Here is an 18320-nt window from a genome sequence, read left to right as displayed (position 1 = left end):
CATGTAAAGGAGAGAAGGATCGTATGCCATTATCACCTATTGATATACATAATAAGGAGTTTACTAAATCTTTCAGAGGTTATGCTGAAGATGAAGTAAATGAATTTTTAGATCAAATTATTAAAGACTATGAAATTTTGTTACGTGAAAAAAAGGAAGTAGACAGACAACTAGAAATTTCCTTAGAACAAGCGAGACATTTTAACTCATTAGAAGAAACGTTACAAAAATCAATTGTTGTTGCACAAGAGGCAGCTGACGAAGTGCGAAGAAATTCTCAAAAAGAGGCTAAACTCATTGTAAAGGAAGCAGAAAAAAATGCTGATCGTATTATCAATGAGGCTTTAACAAAGGCTCGAAAAGTGACAATTGAAATTGATGAGTTGAAAAAGCAATCAAAGGTATTCCGTAATCGCTTTAAAATGCTTGTAGAGGCACAGCTGGATTTACTAAATGCAGACGATTGGGACCATTTGTTACAATATGATATTGACCTTACTGAAATTCAAACATCCGTTGAAGAAGCACAGGAAGCCGATCAAGTTTAATCGCTGTTATTAGGCATTTCAACACAATAAGTGAAGCTTGACGTGATTGTTTGATTTTCATATACTATGTTAATAGTAATTATTTTGAACACATATGCAAATAGGCAGAGACGAAGACAGTATTTGTTAGGCGTAGTTAAGCGATTTGGGGATAGTGTGAGCCCAAACAAGCAAATAACAATGAACATCACTTCGGAGCTAAATAACTGAATGAAGTAAGTTATTTCGTGACGCACAACGTTAACGTGCTTTAAGTGGTAGTACAATTTTGTACTACAATTAGGGTGGTACCGCGAGTATAAGCTTCTCGTCCCTTTGAGGGATTGAGAGGCTTTTTTTATGTTCAAAAGGAGGAAGGCTTCCATTTTTATTTGTGTTGCTTATACTTTCGTTGTTGAAATGTATTGATTTTGCCAATAACTAGAACTTAGGGATGGCATTTCTCAAAACGTATGCCGTGAATAATACTCCCAAGAAAGCATCCAGTCGTAACGCCCTACGTTAAGGTGATGAGTCTAATAACTGTCGTATGTGAATGAGCGCCTAAGTGCATATGTTTTTTGTTTGTAAACATAAAGGAGGAATTAAAAATGGTTGAGTACAAAGATACTTTATTAATGCCAAAAACAGATTTCCCAATGCGTGGAAACTTACCGGCAAATGAACCGAAGATGCAAGAAAAATGGAATGAAATGGACATTAATAAATTACAGATGGAGCGTACAGAAGGACGCCCAGAGTATGTGTTACACGATGGCCCTCCATATGCAAATGGTGATATCCATATCGGGCATGCTTTAAATAAAGTACTGAAAGATATGATTACACGTCATCGCTCTATGACTGGCTACCATGTAAACTATATCCCAGGTTGGGATACACATGGTTTACCAATTGAGCAAGCACTGACGAATAAAGGTGTAAAGCGCAAAGAAATGTCTGTTGCTGAATTCCGTAAATTATGTGAAGAGTATGCTTACGAGCAAATCGACAACCAACGTACACAATTCCGCCGTTTAGGTGTTCGTGGTGATTGGGAAAATCCATATATTACTTTAAAGCCTGAATTTGAAGCTCGTCAAATTGAAGTTTTCGGAAAGATGGCTGAAAAAGGCTATATTTATAAAGGTTTAAAACCAGTTTATTGGTCTCCATCATCTGAATCTGCACTTGCAGAAGCAGAGATCGAATATAAAGATATTAAATCGCCTTCTATTTATGTAAGCTTTGCGATTAAAGATGCTAAAGATGTTGTCCCAGCAGATGCTAAAATTATCATTTGGACAACAACACCTTGGACAATTCCAGCGAACTTAGGTATTTCTGTAAACCCAGAGTTTATCTATGTGGTTGTTGCAGTTGCCGATAAAAAATTCATCGTTGCCAAAGAATTATTAGAAACAGTTGCTAACGAACTTGAATGGGAATCGTATGAAGTTGTTCAAGAAGTTAAAGGTGAAGCATTAGATCGAATTGTTGCACAGCATCCATTCTATGACCGTGAATCTCTTGTGATGGTTGGAGAGCACGTAACTGCTGAAGCGGGTACTGGTTGTGTTCATACAGCTCCAGGACACGGGGAAGATGACTATCATATTAGTAAGCAATATGGTCTACCAATTCTTAGCCCTGTCGATAATAGCGGTTGCTATACAGATGAAGCACCTGGTTTTGAAGGTGTATTCTACAATGATGCAAACAAATTAATCACAGAAAAGTTAAAAGAAGTAGGCGCATTAGAAAAGCTTAACTTCTTTACACACTCTTATCCACATGACTGGCGTACGAAAAAACCAGTTATTTATCGTGCAACACCACAATGGTTTGCGTCAATCGATGCATTCCGTGATGAGTTACTAGACGCAGTAAAATCAACGACATTTACACCTGCTTGGGGTGAAACTCGTCTTTATAATATGATTCGTGACCGTGGAGACTGGGTAATTTCACGTCAACGCGCATGGGGTGTGCCAATTCCAATTTTCTATGCTGAAAATGGTGAGCCAATTATTACACCAGAAACAATCGCTCATATCTCTGCATTATTCCGTGAACATGGGTCAAATATTTGGTTCCAAAAAACAGCAAAAGAATTATTACCTGAAGGCTTCACACATGTAGGTAGCCCGAACGGTGAATTTACAAAAGAAAACGATATTATGGACGTTTGGTTTGACTCAGGTTCTTCTCACCAAGGTGTGTTAGTAGAACGTGGTATGAAATATCCAGCTGATTTATATTTAGAGGGCTCTGACCAACATCGTGGATGGTTCAACTCATCATTAATTACTTCTGTAGCTATTAATGGCTATGCACCATATAAGGGACTATTAACACATGGTTTCGTACTAGATGGTGAAGGTCGTAAGATGAGTAAATCTTTAGGGAATGTAATTATCCCGAAAAAGGTTATGGATCAATACGGGGCAGATATTCTTCGTTTATGGGTTGCTTCTGTAGATTATACAGCTGACGTTCGTATCTCAATGGATATGTTGAAGCAAGTATCTGAAGTTTATCGAAAAATCCGTAACACATTCCGTTTCTTACACGGAAATGTAGCTGATTTCGATGCAACGAAAGATCGAGTAGCATATGAGGACCTTCGTGAAATGGATCAGTACGTTTATATGCGCCTACAAGATGTTTTAAAAACAGTAAGTGCTGCATATGATCGCTATGATTTCGCAGCTGTTTATCATGCAGTGAATAACTTTGTTGCAGTAGAATTATCTTCATTCTATCTAGATATTGCAAAAGATGTTGTGTACATTGAAGGCCACGACAACAAAGATCGCCGTGCGATGCAAACAGTTATTTATGACACATTAATGACATTAGTAAAAGTAATGTCACCTATTATCCCTCATACAAGTGATGAGATGTGGTCTTACTTACATGCTCAAGGTGTTGTAGAAGAGGTATCTGTACAATTAGCAGACTTCCCAGAGGTAGATGAACATGAAAACTTCGAAAGTCTACGTACAAAATGGGTGAAAATTATTGATGTTCGTGACGATATTTTAAAAGCATTAGAGGAAGCTCGTAATGCAAAAACAATCGGTAAATCACTTGAAGCGAAAGTGACTGTTTATGCGAAAGAAGATGTGGCGGCATTATTAAATGATGCAAGCATTAATTTTGCACAGCTTTCAATCGTATCTGCTTTTGAAGTAGCATCAATTGAAGCTGCACCTGCCGATGCTTTAGCTCTAGAACATGCATCGATTGTTGTAGAAAAAGCAACAGGTGAAAAATGTGAGCGTTGCTGGTCTATTTCTGAAACAGTCGGCTCAAATGAAGCACATCCAACAGTGTGTGCGCGTTGTGCAGAAGTTGTAGAAAAGTATTACGTTTAAAAACAAATAGTATATAAGAATCTGCATTCTATATAATTAATAACGCAAGTCTCCTTAGTATGGGGGGCTTGCTTTTTTTACTTTGTCATTGAGGTCTAGCAGATTCTTTTTTGTAATGGAGTGACTTGAATGCTTCATTTACGTGTGTTCTGAACTACTTAAAAAATATTTCTTGCGTATTGCGGTAGTCTGTTGGCGATATGCCGACATATTTCTTAAAGGTAAGGCTGAAATAATTAGGTGTGTTAAAGCCACAGATGAAGGAGATTTTTTCGATGGTGTAATCGTATTTTCGCAAATACGGTAGTGACTTGATGATACGTGTAAAGGCTACATAATCCACGAAATTGCGACCAGTCTCTTTTTTAAACAATCTGCTAAAATGAGTAGCACTAAAGTTGATATATTTTGCAACATCACTGATCGTCAGTTGTTCATCATAATGCTCCTCGATATATTGGATAGCCTTTTGGAGCTGTTCTTGCTTTGTTAAATCTTCATAAAATCGTATATGAATACTATGAACTGGCGGTTTCCTCCGTGCCTTTCGAGCTTGGCTATAGGATTCCTTGACTTGCATGGCGTCCTGAAAAACTCCACCAATCCCCATAAAAAGGTGGATACAATAATCTTTTTTTAACACTTCAATGACCTCAAGTAAACAAGCTTCCCCCTCAGACCAATGCTTAAATGACGTGTATTCATTAGGAATGCGTATAAGCAACAGCAAATAACGTTCAAAATGTAAGAAGGATAGAGGTGCTTTATTAGCAAAATTTTGGTGAAATACATTTGTTATAACACTGCTTGCATTATGGGTGATAGGTCCATCTTCATTTACATCTATATAGCCCTGGATTAAAAAGACGATATTTGGGATGCAATGCCTCGATAAGAAAGATGATGACTGGATTATTTCCTGCTCGCTTTCAACCTCTCCTCGTATAAGCCGTTTTAAAAAAGCTTCTCGGAAAGGTGAAGTATGGTCTTCCGTAATTTGCTGCGATAACTCAAGCATTGTAAGAGTACTTGCCTGTTTTTCTTTGTAGGATGTATATAGCTTTTTAACAATTCTTAGAAATTTTGCTTTCTGTAATGGCTTTATAAGAAGTGCGGGCAAATTTAGTTCAATTGCGATACCAGTTGAGTAGGTAAGGTGTTCTGCAACAATAGGGATAATTATACTATTAGGATAATTTCTTTTTAGACGATTTATCTTTACCCAGTCAAATAAATGGTTGATTTCATAGACAATGATGGCAGAAGTCTCTGTTTTGGGTTCTTCACAGTTAATAAAGGTATTAGGTAAAAATTCCTCTAACCAGTAGTCCATTTGTTGTTTTTCATTTGAATTTTTAATGTACCAAACAATATTTAATATGCTAACATCTCCTTTCTATTGAAAATGGAAAATGATAAAAATATTTTAACTTAAAATAGCATTTTTTTGTACTAATACAGCAATATTTTGTAACTATTTTAAAGATTAAATAGAATAGAATAATTGTAGTGAATAATAATTTGAAATTTCAGACAATTGTTCACTGATATAGAAAGGGGAGCTGAAATATGGCGGAAGTAGGGAGTCATGATTATGAATACGTGGAAGCTGGAACTGTAGATGTGAAGGATCTTCCACCGCTAGATGCAACTACTAACAAAATTATGAAAGATGAGTTTACTACAGGTTTTAGCTTAACGGTATTTTATTTCATTTTAATTTTTAGTATTCCAGTTATGAACTGGTTCGCTCCGGAGCTTGCTTTCAAGAAAATTTGGGGTGGTATGACAGTTACATGGTTTGTGACAACCGTCGTTATGATGTTAATGGCCTTTATTATTGCGTATGTGCATACAGCATTGTACGAAAAACGCCTAAAGAAATACGAAGTACTAAATAAGTAGTTTTAGCTAAGGGGGTATGTAGAATGATGAAAGCTCTATTAGAACCGAAGATGTTAATGACAATTGCATTAATGGGAACAATTGTATACATTACGTATTTAACGAAAAGAAATGCAACGGCATCCGATTTTTTTGTTGGGGGACGAAGTTTTGGATGGTTTACAAATGGTTCTGCAATTGGAGGGGACTATTTAAGCGCTGCTACATTTCTTGGGATAGCTGGTTTAACTTTTCAATTAGGGTATGACGGCGCTTATTATGCATTTTGCTTTTCCATTGGATTAACGTTGTTAGCTATTTTTGTGGCGGGTCCGTTAAGACGTTTTGGAGCATTTACCGTTGCAGATTTTTTAGCCTATCGTTTTCATAGTAGACGAGCTCGGCTAGTAGCAGTAGCTGTGGTTTTAGCGATTTCTGGTTTTTATGCAGCGCCACAATTATTAGGGGCTGCCCAAATTTTAAGTATGTTTTTTGGGACTTCATATGAATTCGGCATCATCTTTACTTGTATTGTAATGGTTTTCTATGTAGGGATAGGCGGTATGAAAGGAACAACAATCAACCAAGCTTTAGAGCTTTGGATTCGCCTAGGTGCGTTTGTTGTTATGTTGATTGCAGCGATGTATAGTGGTTTGCATTACGATAAAATTTTAGCGGCTATTAATTCATTCAACGGTCCGATTACAGGAACCTCACCATATGCACTAGATGGAAATGATGTTAATTTTGATGGTGCGGCATGGACAGGAACAGGCTTTTACTTCCCGACATTTTGGCAAACCATTAGTATGACAATAGGTTTAGCATTAGGTACAATAGGTCTCCCACATATATTATTAAGATTTTATACGAATCCAAGTGCTAAGGCGGCTCGTAAATCAGCATTGATGGCGATTGGGATTGCCAGTACATTTTTCTTATTAGCTGTATTTTTAGGTGTTGTAGGTCGTTCTATTTTTATTTCAGGTACAGCAAGTGATGAAGTAATGCGTGATCTGGTGCTTGGCGGAAACAATATGGTTATTCCTACAACAGCACTGGCACTAGGAGGTAAATGGCTTCTTGGACTAGTCATAGCAGGTGCATTTGCGGCCATATTCTCGAATTTATCAGGGTTATTTATCACAAGCTCAGGTGCATTAGCCCATGATTTATATGCAAGCATAATGAAAAAGGATATTACAGAAAAACAACGAGTAATTGCAGGGAAAGTAGCAATTGTTTTATTAGGTATTTTATATGGAGCATTGGGCTTACTAGTTAAGGATGCATCCATAGGACATTTAGTGGCGCTAGCCTTTACTGTTGCGGCGAGTACCTTTACACCAATATTTATTTTAGGTATTTGGTGGAGAGGCATGACAGAAAAAGGAGCAATTGCAGGTTTACTCATTGGTCTGGGCGTATCTATGTGGATGATTTTTCTACCAGGAACATTACCAAGCTTCTTACAATTTAAAATCCCAGGCATAGTGACAGTACCAGTAGGCTTCTTATCCGTTGTTATTGTGTCATTATTAGATCGAAAAGTACCCGCAGATGTTAATGATTTCATGAAGCGTGTGCATTCAAAAGAGTCTGAAACAGCCTAAATTTCTGCATCTGTATAACATTGAATAAAAATTGAAAAGCTATTGCCATTACTTATGATGTGATGGCAATAGCTTTTTTTGAGGAACGAAAGCGGCGGAAAGAAGAATCAAAGCGACGGATAGTAAGGTTAGAGCGACTGATAGAAGAGCCAAAGCGACGGATGAAAATCAGAGCGACGGGAAGAAGAGTCAGAGTGACGGATAGTAGAGTCGAAGCGGATAGAATCGTCAAAGTCGTGGATAGAGTAGCCAAAGTCGTGGATAGAGCAGTCAAAGGCGTGGATAGAACCGACAAAGCGACGGAAAGAAGAGTCAAAACGACGGATAGTAAGGTCAAAGCGACGGAAAGAAGAGCCGAAGTGACGGATAGAAAGGTCAGAACGACGGAAAGAAGAGCCGAAGCGGATAGAATCGTCAAAGTCGTGGATAGAACCGACAAAACGATGGAAAGAAAGGCCAAAATGACGGATAGGAGGTCCTGACCGACGGAAGACTCAGTGAACGCCCTCAAGAAAGCGTCAAATCGGAGCAGAAATCTACCCTACATAAAGTGTTGATCTATATTTTCATGCTATATTAGTTATTCTGAGATGGGCTGTTATGGTAGAATAGGTTAGATGTTGAGCGAACGGAGGAGTGTCTGTGTATAAATATTATGGATTGGCCGCATTCGTGATTATTTTAGATCAATGGACAAAATGGCTAATTGTGAAAAATATGGAGTTTGGTGAAAGAATTTCAGTATGGGATCCGTGGTTTGGGATATTGTCTCATCGAAATAGAGGAGCAGCATGGGGAATGTTAGAAGGACAAATGTGGTTATTTAGCATTGTCACGATAGGCGTTATTTGTGCCATCCTTTACTTTTATCATAAAGAGGCTAAGGGTAAACCTATTTTTCAAGTTGGCTTAATGTTTTTATTAGGTGGAGCAGTAGGTAATTTTATTGACCGTATCTTTAGAGGTGAAGTGGTCGATTTTGTAAATGTCTTAATTCCAGTAATTAATTATGATTTCCCAATCTTCAATATTGCGGATGCGGCTTTAACGTGTGCGGTAGTAATATTAATGATTGGCTTAATCGTTGAAGATAAAAAAGGAAAGAAACAGGTGAAATAATGACGCAAGTATCATATACAATGGAAGAACAACAACAGGGGGAGCGTATTGATAAGGCGCTTTCAAGTGTGCAATCAGAGTGGTCGCGAACACAAATTGGTAATTGGATTACCGAGGGTATTGTCAAAGTAAATGGAGAGACTGTAAAGGCGAAGTATAAGGTGAAAGTAGGGGATGTTGTAGAAATTGACGTACCCGAAGCAGAGCCATTAGATGTCATTGCTGAAAATTTAGATCTTGATATTGTTTATGAAGATGCAGATGTCCTTGTTGTGAATAAACCAAAGGGCATGGTTGTCCATCCAGCACCTGGACATATGACAGGTACGCTTGTAAACGGCTTAATGTATCATTGTCAGGATCTATCAGGTATTAATGGCGTTATGCGACCAGGAATTGTTCACCGTATCGATAAAGATACATCAGGATTATTAATGGTTGCTAAAAATGATGCAGCTCATGAATCGTTAGTGAATCAGCTAGTCAATAAAACAGTCACACGTAAATATACTGCGCTAGTTCACGGGCATATTGCACATGATAAAGGAACAATTGATGCACCGATTGGACGCGATCAAAAAGATCGTCAAAAACAAGCGGTTGTCGATAAAGGGAAGCATGCAGTAACTCACTTCCAAGTTATCGAACGCTTTGGCGAATACACTCTTGTAGAATGTCGCTTAGAAACAGGACGAACTCATCAAATTCGTGTGCATATGAATTATATTGGGTTCCCACTTGTTGGTGATCCAAAATATGGACCAAAAAAGACTATAGACTTTGGTGGACAAGTATTACACGCAGGTGTATTAGGCTTCGATCATCCTACTTTAGGTGAATATTTGCAGTTCGAAGCACCAATTCCTGCTGATTATGAACAATTATTAAATGATTTAAGAAATAGGCATTGACGTATAGTAAAAGAAGGTCTATACTAACGAAAGTGAATGAACAACTTAACTAAATATTCACCTTTAATGACAGTCCAGAGAGGCTGAGAAGGTACATGTGAATGTGTTGCGAAAATTTGTGCTGCAAATTTTTTTAACATACTATTTAAACACGTATATAACCCTCTCAGGCCATTCGCCTTGAGAGGTTTTTTTATGGACACATGACCAACAATAAGTAAAAGAGAGGAGGAAACTTACATGGCACAAAATGAGCTATTAGATGGCCCATCTATGGCAAGAGCGTTAACACGCATTGCACACGAAATTATTGAACGCAATAAAGGAATCGATGAATGTATTTTAGTTGGTATTAAAACACGAGGTGCCTTTCTTGCAAGACGCCTAGCAGAACGAATTGAAAAAATTGAAGGTAAACCAATCCGTACGGGGGAGCTAGACATCACCCTCTATCGAGATGATTTAACGACAAAGCATGATAATGAACAGGCACACGTTGAGCAAGTAGATATTGATGACGTGGTCGTTAATCAAAAAATTATTTTAGTCGATGATGTACTTTACACAGGGCGGACAGTACGCGCAGCACTTGATGCAGTAATGGATTTAGGGCGACCTGCACAAATTCAACTTGCAGTCCTGATCGATAGAGGACATAGAGAACTACCAATAAGAGCTGATTATGTCGGTAAAAATGTACCAACATCTGGGACAGAGCGTATTATCGTAAATTTACAAGAGGTAGACGGAGAAGATTGCGTCATCATTTTTAAAGAAGACTAACTATAAAGTGAGGAAACATTATGTCAAATGCAGTATTAGATATTAAGGATAAACCGACCCCAGTCCAACTAGTGACATTAAGTTTCCAGCACATGTTTGCCATGTTTGGGTCCACGATCTTAGTTCCTCAGTTGGTAGGTCTTAGTCCAGCGATTGCCCTTTTAACAAGTGGAATTGCTACACTGTTCTTCTTATTAATTACGAAATTTCAGGTACCAGCATATTTAGGTTCATCCTTTGCTTTTATTGCACCGATTTTACTGGCAGCAGGTGGTTTAAATAAAGATGGTTCAAGTGTAAATCCAGGTCATGCGATGATTGGTGCTATGGCAGTCGGGATTACATATGGTATCGTATCCCTAATCATCTGGAAAAGCGGCTATAAATGGATTATGAAAATATTACCGCCGATTGTAGTAGGACCTGTCATTATGGTAATTGGTCTTGGATTATCAGGGACAGCGGTAAATATGGCGATGAATGTAGATGATAAATATAGCTTTTTACACTTCTCGGCAGCGTTAGTGACATTATTTACAGCGATTATTTTCACGATTTTCTTTAGAGGTATTTTAAGCACAATGCCAATCTTAATTGGCTTAATCGTAGGATATATTTACTCAATGATGATCGGGATTGTAGATTATTCACCAATTGCCGAAGCAAAATTCTTTGCAAAGCCTGAGTTTCTAATCCCAGGTGTTCACTATAACTTTGAAATCACATCAAAACTACTCCTAACAATGGTGCCAATCGTTATCGTAACTATTTCAGAGCATATCGGTCACCAGTTAGTATTAGGTAAAGTTGTAAATCGAGATTATATTAAAGAGCCAGGCTTGCACCGTTCACTTTTAGGTGATGGAATTGGAACATTTATTAGTGCATTAATCGGTGGTCCACCGAAAACAACTTACGGTGAAAATATTGGTGTCCTTGCTATCACACGTGTCTACAGTGTGTATGTCATTGCAGGCGCAGCAGTCGTAGCAATTTTACTTTCATTCTTCGGGAAAGCAATGGCAGTTATTGCAACGATTCCAACAGCTGTACTTGGTGGGGTTTCCATCTTACTCTTTGGTATCATCGCAGCAAGTGGATTACGAATGTTAGTTGATAATCATATCGACTTTGGGAATAGTCGCAACTTGGTCATTGCCTCAGTTATTTTAGTCATTGGCATCGGTGGTGCGAAGTTCGTTATTTCAGAATCACTAAGTATCGAAGGTATGGCATTAGCAGCGATTATCGGTGTTCTTTTAAATGCCATCCTACCGGGTAAAAAAGAAGCGGAAATACCAGTACCGTACAAGCAAAATAAAGATTCATAGAAGTACCTTTTAATGAATTGTCCAGAGAGGCAAAGAAAGGGAAGTTGTAGATAAGCGAGTAGTAGGAATATATCCTGCTGTAGTTTGTCACGCCTCCTTATGCCTCGTTGATGACATCAACGGGGCTTTTATTATCTTCATTCATCCCACTCTTGAAGGTGAGATGAATGAAGATGAAGCCTCCGGCGGATGTCACGGATTTTGAAAGGAATGAATTGTGCTCGCACAATTCAAAATCCGGACGCTATTACGCCAAGGCGAAATTGATTTTTGCGAACGTTATACATAAACGTTCATGAAACACAACCCAGTGGAGGTACATGATGAAGAACTTATTATCGATGGAACATTTAACAAATGAAGAAATTAACCACATTCTAGATCGTGCGCAAGCTTTTGAGAATGGTGAAGCATCATCATTATCTCGCCCATACAACGTAGCAAATTTATTTTTTGAACCAAGTACGCGCACGAAAACAAGCTTTGAAATGGCTGAGCGTAAAGTAGGCTGTATTGTTATCCCTTTTGACGGTAGCTTTTCGAGCGTCTCTAAAGGAGAGACATTGTACGATACGGTAAAGACGTTAGAAATGATTGGTATGGATGCAGTAGTCATTCGCGCAAAGGAAGATGCGTATTACAATGAACTACTTGAAGGCATCAATGTATCCATTATTAATGGAGGTGACGGTACTGGTCAGCATCCGTCGCAATCATTATTAGATCTTTATACAATCAGAAAAGAGTTTGGTTCTTTTGAAGGGTTGAATGTGACAATCGCTGGAGATATAAGCCATAGCCGTGTAGCGAAATCGAATGCGTTAGCGTTACGGCGCTTAGGGGCAAATGTTCATTTCCTTTGTCCAGAAGAGTGGGCAGGCAGTTACGAAGCGCATCATTCTTGGGATGATCTAATCGAAATAAGCGATGTGATTATGTTACTTCGTGTGCAGCATGAACGTCATAAGGTAAATAAAAGCTTCTCAAAAGAGAGCTATCATCAAGAGTACGGTTTAACAATTGAACGTGAGAAACAAATGAAGGAAAAGGCAATTATTATGCATCCAGCACCGGTCAATCGTGATGTAGAAATTGCTTCAGAGTTAGTAGAATGCGAGCGTTCTAGAATTTTCGAGCAGGTTCGTAATGGTGTCTATACAAGGATGGCTATTGTTGAAACAATTTTAAAGGGGAGAGAGTAACATGACAAAGGTTCTTCAAAATGTACAAATGCTAAATGAACAAGGCGAGCTACAAACAGTAAATATCGCTATGACGGATGGCAAAATTACTGCGATAGGTCAAAACGTTAATGTAGCAGACGCAGAAATGATCGAAGGAAATGGGTTAGTTGTTGCACCAGGCTTTGTCGATGTACATACACATTTACGTGAGCCGGGCTTTGAACATAAAGAAACAATCGCTACAGGGTCAGCATCAGCTGCAAAAGGTGGCTTCACAACGATTTGTGCGATGCCAAATACAAAACCAGTGCCAGATTCAGTAGAAAATATGCAGTTGATTAACGGTCTTATTAAAGAAAGTGCAGTTATTCGAGTACTTCCATATGGTTCATTAACAAAAGATATCTCAGGTGAGGTTCGTACAAGTATTGAAGAGTTAAAAGCACATGGGGCTGTCGCATTTTCAGACGATGGTGTTGGTATCCAGCTTGCGTCAACAATGTATGAGCAAATGAAGGTTGCCGCACAGCACAATATGGTAGTTGTTGCACACTGCGAAGATAACTCGTTAATCTACGACGGTGTGATGCATGAAGGGAAGCGTAATCAAGAGCTTGGTTTACCAGGAATTCCATCGATTTGTGAATCCGTTCAAATTGCGCGCGATGTTCTATTAGCAGAAGCAGCTGGAGCACGCTACCACGTATGTCACGTATCAACAAAGGAATCTGTACGTGCAGTACGTGACGCGAAAGCAGCAGGTATTCGTGTCACTGCAGAAGTTTGTCCACACCATTTATTACTTGAAGAAATGGATATTCCATCAGATGATGCAAACTGGAAAATGAATCCCCCGCTACGTGGAGCAGATGATAAAGACTCACTTCACGCAGCTATGCTAGACGGCACGATCGATTGTATCGCTACAGATCATGCTCCACATACAGTAGAAGAAAAATGCTGTGGTATGGTTGGTGCTCCATTTGGCATTGTAGGCTTCGAAACAGCGTTCCCACTGCTTTACACACAGTTTGTAGAAACAGGCAAATGGACATTAAAACAGTTGATTGACTGGATGACTGTCAAGGCAGCACAAATTTTTGATTTACCATATGGAACATTAGAAGTTGGCGCTTCGGCAGATATGATTTTAATTGATTTAAATAAAGAGCAAACAATTGATGCAGAAGGCTTTGTATCAAAAGGACGCAATACACCATTCAATGGTTGGGTTGCAAAAGGTTGGCCAGTGCTAACAATTTTTGAAGGCAATATCGTATACCAGGAGGCAGAGTAATGAAAAAACGTTTACTTATTTTAGAAGATGGCACAGTATTTACAGGTACAGCGTTCGGTAGTGAGAGAGCTTCACAAGGTGAGGTTGTATTCACGACAGGGATGACAGGTTATCAGGAAACAATTTCAGATCCTTCTTTCTACGGACAAATCGTAACGTTAACTTACCCTTTAATCGGTAATTACGGTATTAACCGTGATGATTTTGAATCGATCACACCTGCTATTCGTGGATTTGTAGTTCGTGAATTAGCAAAAACACCTTCAAACTTCCGTTGTGATTTAACAGTAGATGAGTACTTAACTTCAAAGGATATCCCGGGCATTGAAGGAATTGATACACGAAAATTAACACGCATTATTCGCAGTAAAGGTTCAGTAAAAGCTATTTTAACAGCGGCTGATGAAGAAGTGAATGTGGATGAGGTTGTAGCAAAATTACAGGCAACACCAGCGATTACACATCATGTTCGTGAAGTATCACCGAAAGCAGCTTACCCATCACCAGGTCGTGGCAAACGAGTAGTATTAATTGATTACGGTATGAAGCACGGTATTCTTCGTGAGTTAAACAAACGTGATTGCGATGTGCTTGTTGTCCCTTACAATACACCGGCAGAAGAAATTCTAGCGTGGCATCCAGATGGAATTATGCTGTCAAACGGTCCAGGTAACCCTGAAGACGTAGTTGAAGGCATTGAAACTGTACGTAATTTAATCGGAAAAGTGCCAATGTTCGGTATTTGCTTAGGTCACCAAATCTTCTCGCTAGCATGTGGTGCACAAAGCTTTAAATTACCATTCGGTCACCGAGGTGGTAACCATCCGGTAAAAGATTTACGCACTGGTCGCACAGACTTGACATCTCAAAACCATGGTTATGCGATCGATATCGATTCGTTAAAAGATACAGATTTAGAAATAACACATATCGCATTAAATGATGGTACTTGTGAGGGTGTACGTCACAAGAAATATCCAATCTTCACGGTGCAATATCACCCAGAAGCATCACCGGGTCCAGAGGATTCAAATCACCTATTTGATGAATTTATCGAAATGATGGAAGTAGAAGCAGGGAAGGGGAAACAACATGCCTAAACGTACAGATATTGAAACTATTTTAGTAATCGGATCAGGTCCAATCGTTATCGGACAAGCAGCAGAATTTGACTATGCGGGAACACAAGCTTGTCTTTCATTAAAAGAAGAAGGCTATCGCGTTATCTTAATAAACTCAAACCCTGCAACAATTATGACAGATACAGAAATTGCCGACAAAGTATATATTGAGCCAATTACACTTGAGTTCGTATCACGAATTCTACGTAAAGAGCGTCCAGATGCAATCCTACCAACACTTGGTGGTCAAACTGGCTTAAACATGGCCATTGAATTAGATAAATCAGGAATTTTAGATGAGCTTGATATTGAAATTCTTGGAACAAAATTAGAAGCAATCCATAAAGCAGAAGACCGCGATTTATTCCGTAATTTAATGTATGAGCTAGGTGCTCCAGTACCTGAATCAGATATTATTCATAACTTAGACGAGGCGAAAAACTTTGTAGCGAAAATTGGCTACCCAGTAATCGTTCGTCCTGCCTTCACACTTGGTGGTACAGGCGGCGGTATTTGCTACAACGATCAAGATCTAGAGGAGATCGTTACATCAGGTCTAAAATATTCACCAGTAACCCAATGTTTACTAGAAAAATCAATCGCTGGTTATAAAGAAATCGAATATGAAGTAATGCGTGATGCTGCCGACAACGCTATCGTTGTATGTAACATGGAAAACGTTGACCCAGTTGGTATTCATACTGGTGACTCTATCGTAGTGGCACCTACTCAAACACTTTCAGACCGAGAAAACCAAATGCTGCGTAATATTTCATTAGATATTATCCGAGCACTAAAAATTGAAGGTGGCTGTAACGTACAGTTAGCCCTTGATCCATACAGCTTTAATTACTATGTGATCGAAGTAAACCCTCGTGTATCACGTTCGTCAGCGTTAGCATCAAAAGCAACAGGTTATCCAATTGCAAAGCTAGCAGCAAAAATCGCAGTTGGTTTAACATTAGATGAAATCAAAAACCCTGTAACTGGTTCTACGTATGCTTGCTTTGAGCCAGCATTAGACTACATCGTGGCGAAAATTCCACGTTGGCCGTTCGATAAATTCGAATCAGCAAAACGTAATCTTGGTACACAAATGAAAGCGACTGGTGAAGTAATGGCACTTGGTCGTACATTTGAGGAAGCTATGCTAAAAGCAGTGCGCTCTCTTGAAACAGGTCAAGTTCACTTAGAGCTAAAACATGCTGAAGCGAACTCTGATTCTTGGATTGAAAAACGTATTCGCAAAGCAGGTGACGAGCGTCTATTCTTCATCGGTGAAGCACTTCGTCGCGGTGTAACAATTGAGCAAATCCATGAATGGTCTGCAATTGATTTATTCTTCTTAAATAAATTCAAAAACATCGTAGATATGGAACAAACACTTACTGACCATAAAAACGATAAAGATGTGTTACGTACAGCAAAACGTCTAGGCTTTGCAGATAAGAAAATTGCCGAGCTTTGGGAAACAACTCCAGAAGAAGTATATGCGTATCGTAAAGAAAACGGCATTATCCCAGTATATAAAATGGTTGATACATGTGCAGCGGAGTTTGAATCTGAAACACCATACTTCTATGGCACATATGAAGATGAAAACGAATCGATTAAATCAGATAAGCCGTCAGTTGTTGTACTTGGTTCTGGTCCAATCCGCATTGGTCAAGGGGTTGAATTCGACTACGCAACAGTACACTCAGTATGGGCAATTCAAGAAGCGGGCTACGAAGCGATTATTATTAACTCGAATCCAGAGACAGTATCCACTGACTTCTCGATTTCAGATAAATTATACTTCGAGCCATTAACAATCGAAGACGTTATGCATATTATCGACCTTGAGCAACCAATTGGAGTAGTTGTACAATTCGGTGGTCAAACAGCTATTAATCTAGCTGATAAATTAGCTGCCAATGGCGTGAAAATTTTAGGTACATCGCTTGAAGATATCGACCGTGCTGAAAACCGAGATAAATTTGAGCAAGCATTACGTGACCTGGACATTCCACAGCCACAAGGTGAAACAGCTGTATCTACGGAGGAAGCTCTTGCTATTAGTGAACGCCTAGGGTTCCCTGTACTAGTTCGTCCTTCATACGTGCTAGGTGGACGTGCGATGGAAATCGTCTACAACCAAGAAGAATTAAAACACTATATGGAGAACGCAGTAGAAGCCTCTCCGGATCACCCAGTATTAGTAGACCGCTACTTAACTGGTCAAGAAATTGAAGTAGATGCCATTTGTGATGGTGAAAATGTCTTAATTCCAGGTATTATGGAGCATATCGAACGTGCAGGGGTTCACTCTGGTGACTCGATCTCTGTATATCCGCCACAAAAATTAACACAAGCGCAAAAAGATACGCTAGTGGATTATACAACTCGCCTTGCAAAAGGTCTTGGTATCGTAGGCTTAATGAACATTCAATATGTAATTTCACAAGGTGAAGTATTTGTCATCGAGGTTAACCCTCGTTCATCTCGTACAGTACCGTTCTTAAGTAAAATTACAAACATTCCGATGGCAAATATTGCAACGAAAGCGATTCTTGGTAAATCAATCGTAGAACAAGGCTATCCAACCGGTTTAGCGCCAGAGCAAAAAGGTGTCTTCGTTAAAGTACCAGTATTCTCATTCGCTAAATTACGTCGTGTTGACATTACACTAGGGCCTGAAATGAAATCAACAGGTGAAGTAATGGGTAAAGATGCAACTTTAGAAAAAGCACTTTACAAAGGCTTAGTTGCAGCAGGTATGGAAATTCGTACAGAAGGAACAGTATTGTTCACTGTGTCCGATAAAGATAAAGAGGAAGCAATTGAACTTGCAAAACGCTTCTCAACAGTAGGCTATCGTATTGTTGCAACTGAAGGTACAGCTAAAGCGTTTGAAGCTGCAGGCGTACGCACAGATATAGTTGGCAAAATCGGTGCAAAAGGTGAAACATTAATCGATTTAATTCAAAACGGTGAGGCACAGCTTGTTGTCAACACTTTAACGAAAGGCAAGCAACCGGCACGTGATGGCTTCAGAATTCGCCGTGAGTCTGTAGAAAATGGTGTACCTTGCTTAACTTCACTAGACACAGCGGAAGCGATGGTTCGAGTTATTGAATCAATGACATTCACAGCAGAACAAATGCCAAAAGCGGAGGTAGTACATTAAT

The 18320-nt window shown here is 39.1% G+C and carries 13 protein-coding genes and 1 other annotated feature; of the genes, 12 read left to right on the top strand and 1 reads right to left on the bottom strand.

Going from position 1 to position 18320, the window contains the following annotated elements; all coding sequences use genetic code 11:
- The first annotated feature begins 23 nt into the window (after positions 1-23).
- Positions 24-548, top strand: a complete 525-nt coding sequence (locus tag ACFVT8_RS11380) for a DivIVA domain-containing protein (protein ID WP_053483381.1) — start codon at positions 24-26, stop codon at positions 546-548.
- 98 nt (positions 549-646) lie between these two features.
- Positions 647-866 (top strand) — a binding site (T-box leader).
- Between the two features lie 272 nt (positions 867-1138).
- Positions 1139-3907 carry an isoleucine--tRNA ligase gene (gene ileS / locus ACFVT8_RS11375; protein WP_387079845.1) on the top strand — a complete coding sequence of 923 codons (2769 nt, stop codon included), beginning with the start codon at positions 1139-1141 and terminating at the stop codon, positions 3905-3907.
- A gap of 154 nt (positions 3908-4061) precedes the next feature.
- Here ileS and ACFVT8_RS11370 read toward each other — a convergent pair whose 3' ends face one another.
- The gene (locus ACFVT8_RS11370) at positions 4062-5240 is read right to left on the bottom strand and encodes an AraC family transcriptional regulator (protein ID WP_387079847.1); all 1179 of its coding nucleotides are present in this window, start codon (positions 5238-5240) and stop codon (positions 4062-4064) included.
- A 236-nt stretch (positions 5241-5476) separates the two neighbouring features.
- On the opposite strand from ACFVT8_RS11370, the gene ACFVT8_RS11365 reads away from it, so the two are divergent.
- The 10 genes from ACFVT8_RS11365 to carB all read left to right on the top strand — a co-directional run bounded on the left by ACFVT8_RS11365 (position 5477) and on the right by carB (position 18319).
- Positions 5477-5812: a hypothetical protein gene (locus tag ACFVT8_RS11365; protein WP_387079848.1), complete on the top strand. Its 336-nt coding sequence runs from the start codon at positions 5477-5479 to the stop codon at positions 5810-5812.
- 23 nt (positions 5813-5835) lie between these two features.
- Entirely contained in the window at positions 5836-7404 is a 1569-nt protein-coding gene (locus ACFVT8_RS11360; RefSeq protein ID WP_387079850.1) for a sodium/solute symporter, read from the top strand.
- Positions 7405-8046: 642 nt separating this feature from the next.
- The gene (lspA, locus tag ACFVT8_RS11355; protein ID WP_387079852.1) at positions 8047-8523 is read left to right on the top strand and encodes a signal peptidase II; all 477 of its coding nucleotides are present in this window, start codon (positions 8047-8049) and stop codon (positions 8521-8523) included.
- Positions 8523-9434: an RluA family pseudouridine synthase gene (locus tag ACFVT8_RS11350; RefSeq protein ID WP_387079853.1), complete on the top strand. Its 912-nt coding sequence runs from the start codon at positions 8523-8525 to the stop codon at positions 9432-9434. The genes lspA and ACFVT8_RS11350 overlap by 1 nt, the downstream gene beginning before the upstream one ends.
- 240 nt (positions 9435-9674) lie before the next feature.
- Positions 9675-10217 (top strand): bifunctional pyr operon transcriptional regulator/uracil phosphoribosyltransferase PyrR, encoded by a 543-nt coding sequence (pyrR, locus tag ACFVT8_RS11345; RefSeq protein ID WP_387079855.1) that lies wholly within the window; start codon positions 9675-9677, stop codon positions 10215-10217.
- Positions 10218-10237: 20 nt separating this feature from the next.
- Entirely contained in the window at positions 10238-11548 is a 1311-nt protein-coding gene (locus ACFVT8_RS11340; protein ID WP_387079856.1) for a solute carrier family 23 protein, read from the top strand.
- Between the two features lie 323 nt (positions 11549-11871).
- Entirely contained in the window at positions 11872-12750 is an 879-nt protein-coding gene (locus tag ACFVT8_RS11335; RefSeq protein WP_387079858.1) for an aspartate carbamoyltransferase catalytic subunit, read from the top strand.
- Position 12751: 1 nt separating this feature from the next.
- On the top strand, positions 12752-14029 hold the full coding sequence (locus ACFVT8_RS11330; protein ID WP_387079859.1) for a dihydroorotase: 1278 nt from the start codon (positions 12752-12754) through the stop codon (positions 14027-14029).
- Positions 14029-15129, top strand: a complete 1101-nt coding sequence (locus tag ACFVT8_RS11325; RefSeq protein ID WP_387079860.1) for a carbamoyl phosphate synthase small subunit — start codon at positions 14029-14031, stop codon at positions 15127-15129. Before ACFVT8_RS11330 ends, ACFVT8_RS11325 begins: the two co-directional genes overlap by 1 nt.
- The gene (gene carB / locus ACFVT8_RS11320) at positions 15122-18319 is read left to right on the top strand and encodes a carbamoyl-phosphate synthase large subunit (protein ID WP_387079862.1); all 3198 of its coding nucleotides are present in this window, start codon (positions 15122-15124) and stop codon (positions 18317-18319) included. The genes ACFVT8_RS11325 and carB overlap by 8 nt, the downstream gene beginning before the upstream one ends.
- Position 18320 lies beyond the last annotated feature (1 nt).

The sequence above is a fragment of the Lysinibacillus sp. NPDC058147 genome (genome assembly GCF_042884205.1).
GTDB lineage: Bacteria > Bacillota > Bacilli > Bacillales_A > Planococcaceae > Lysinibacillus.
This window is presented reverse-complemented; position numbering and strand designations above follow the sequence as displayed.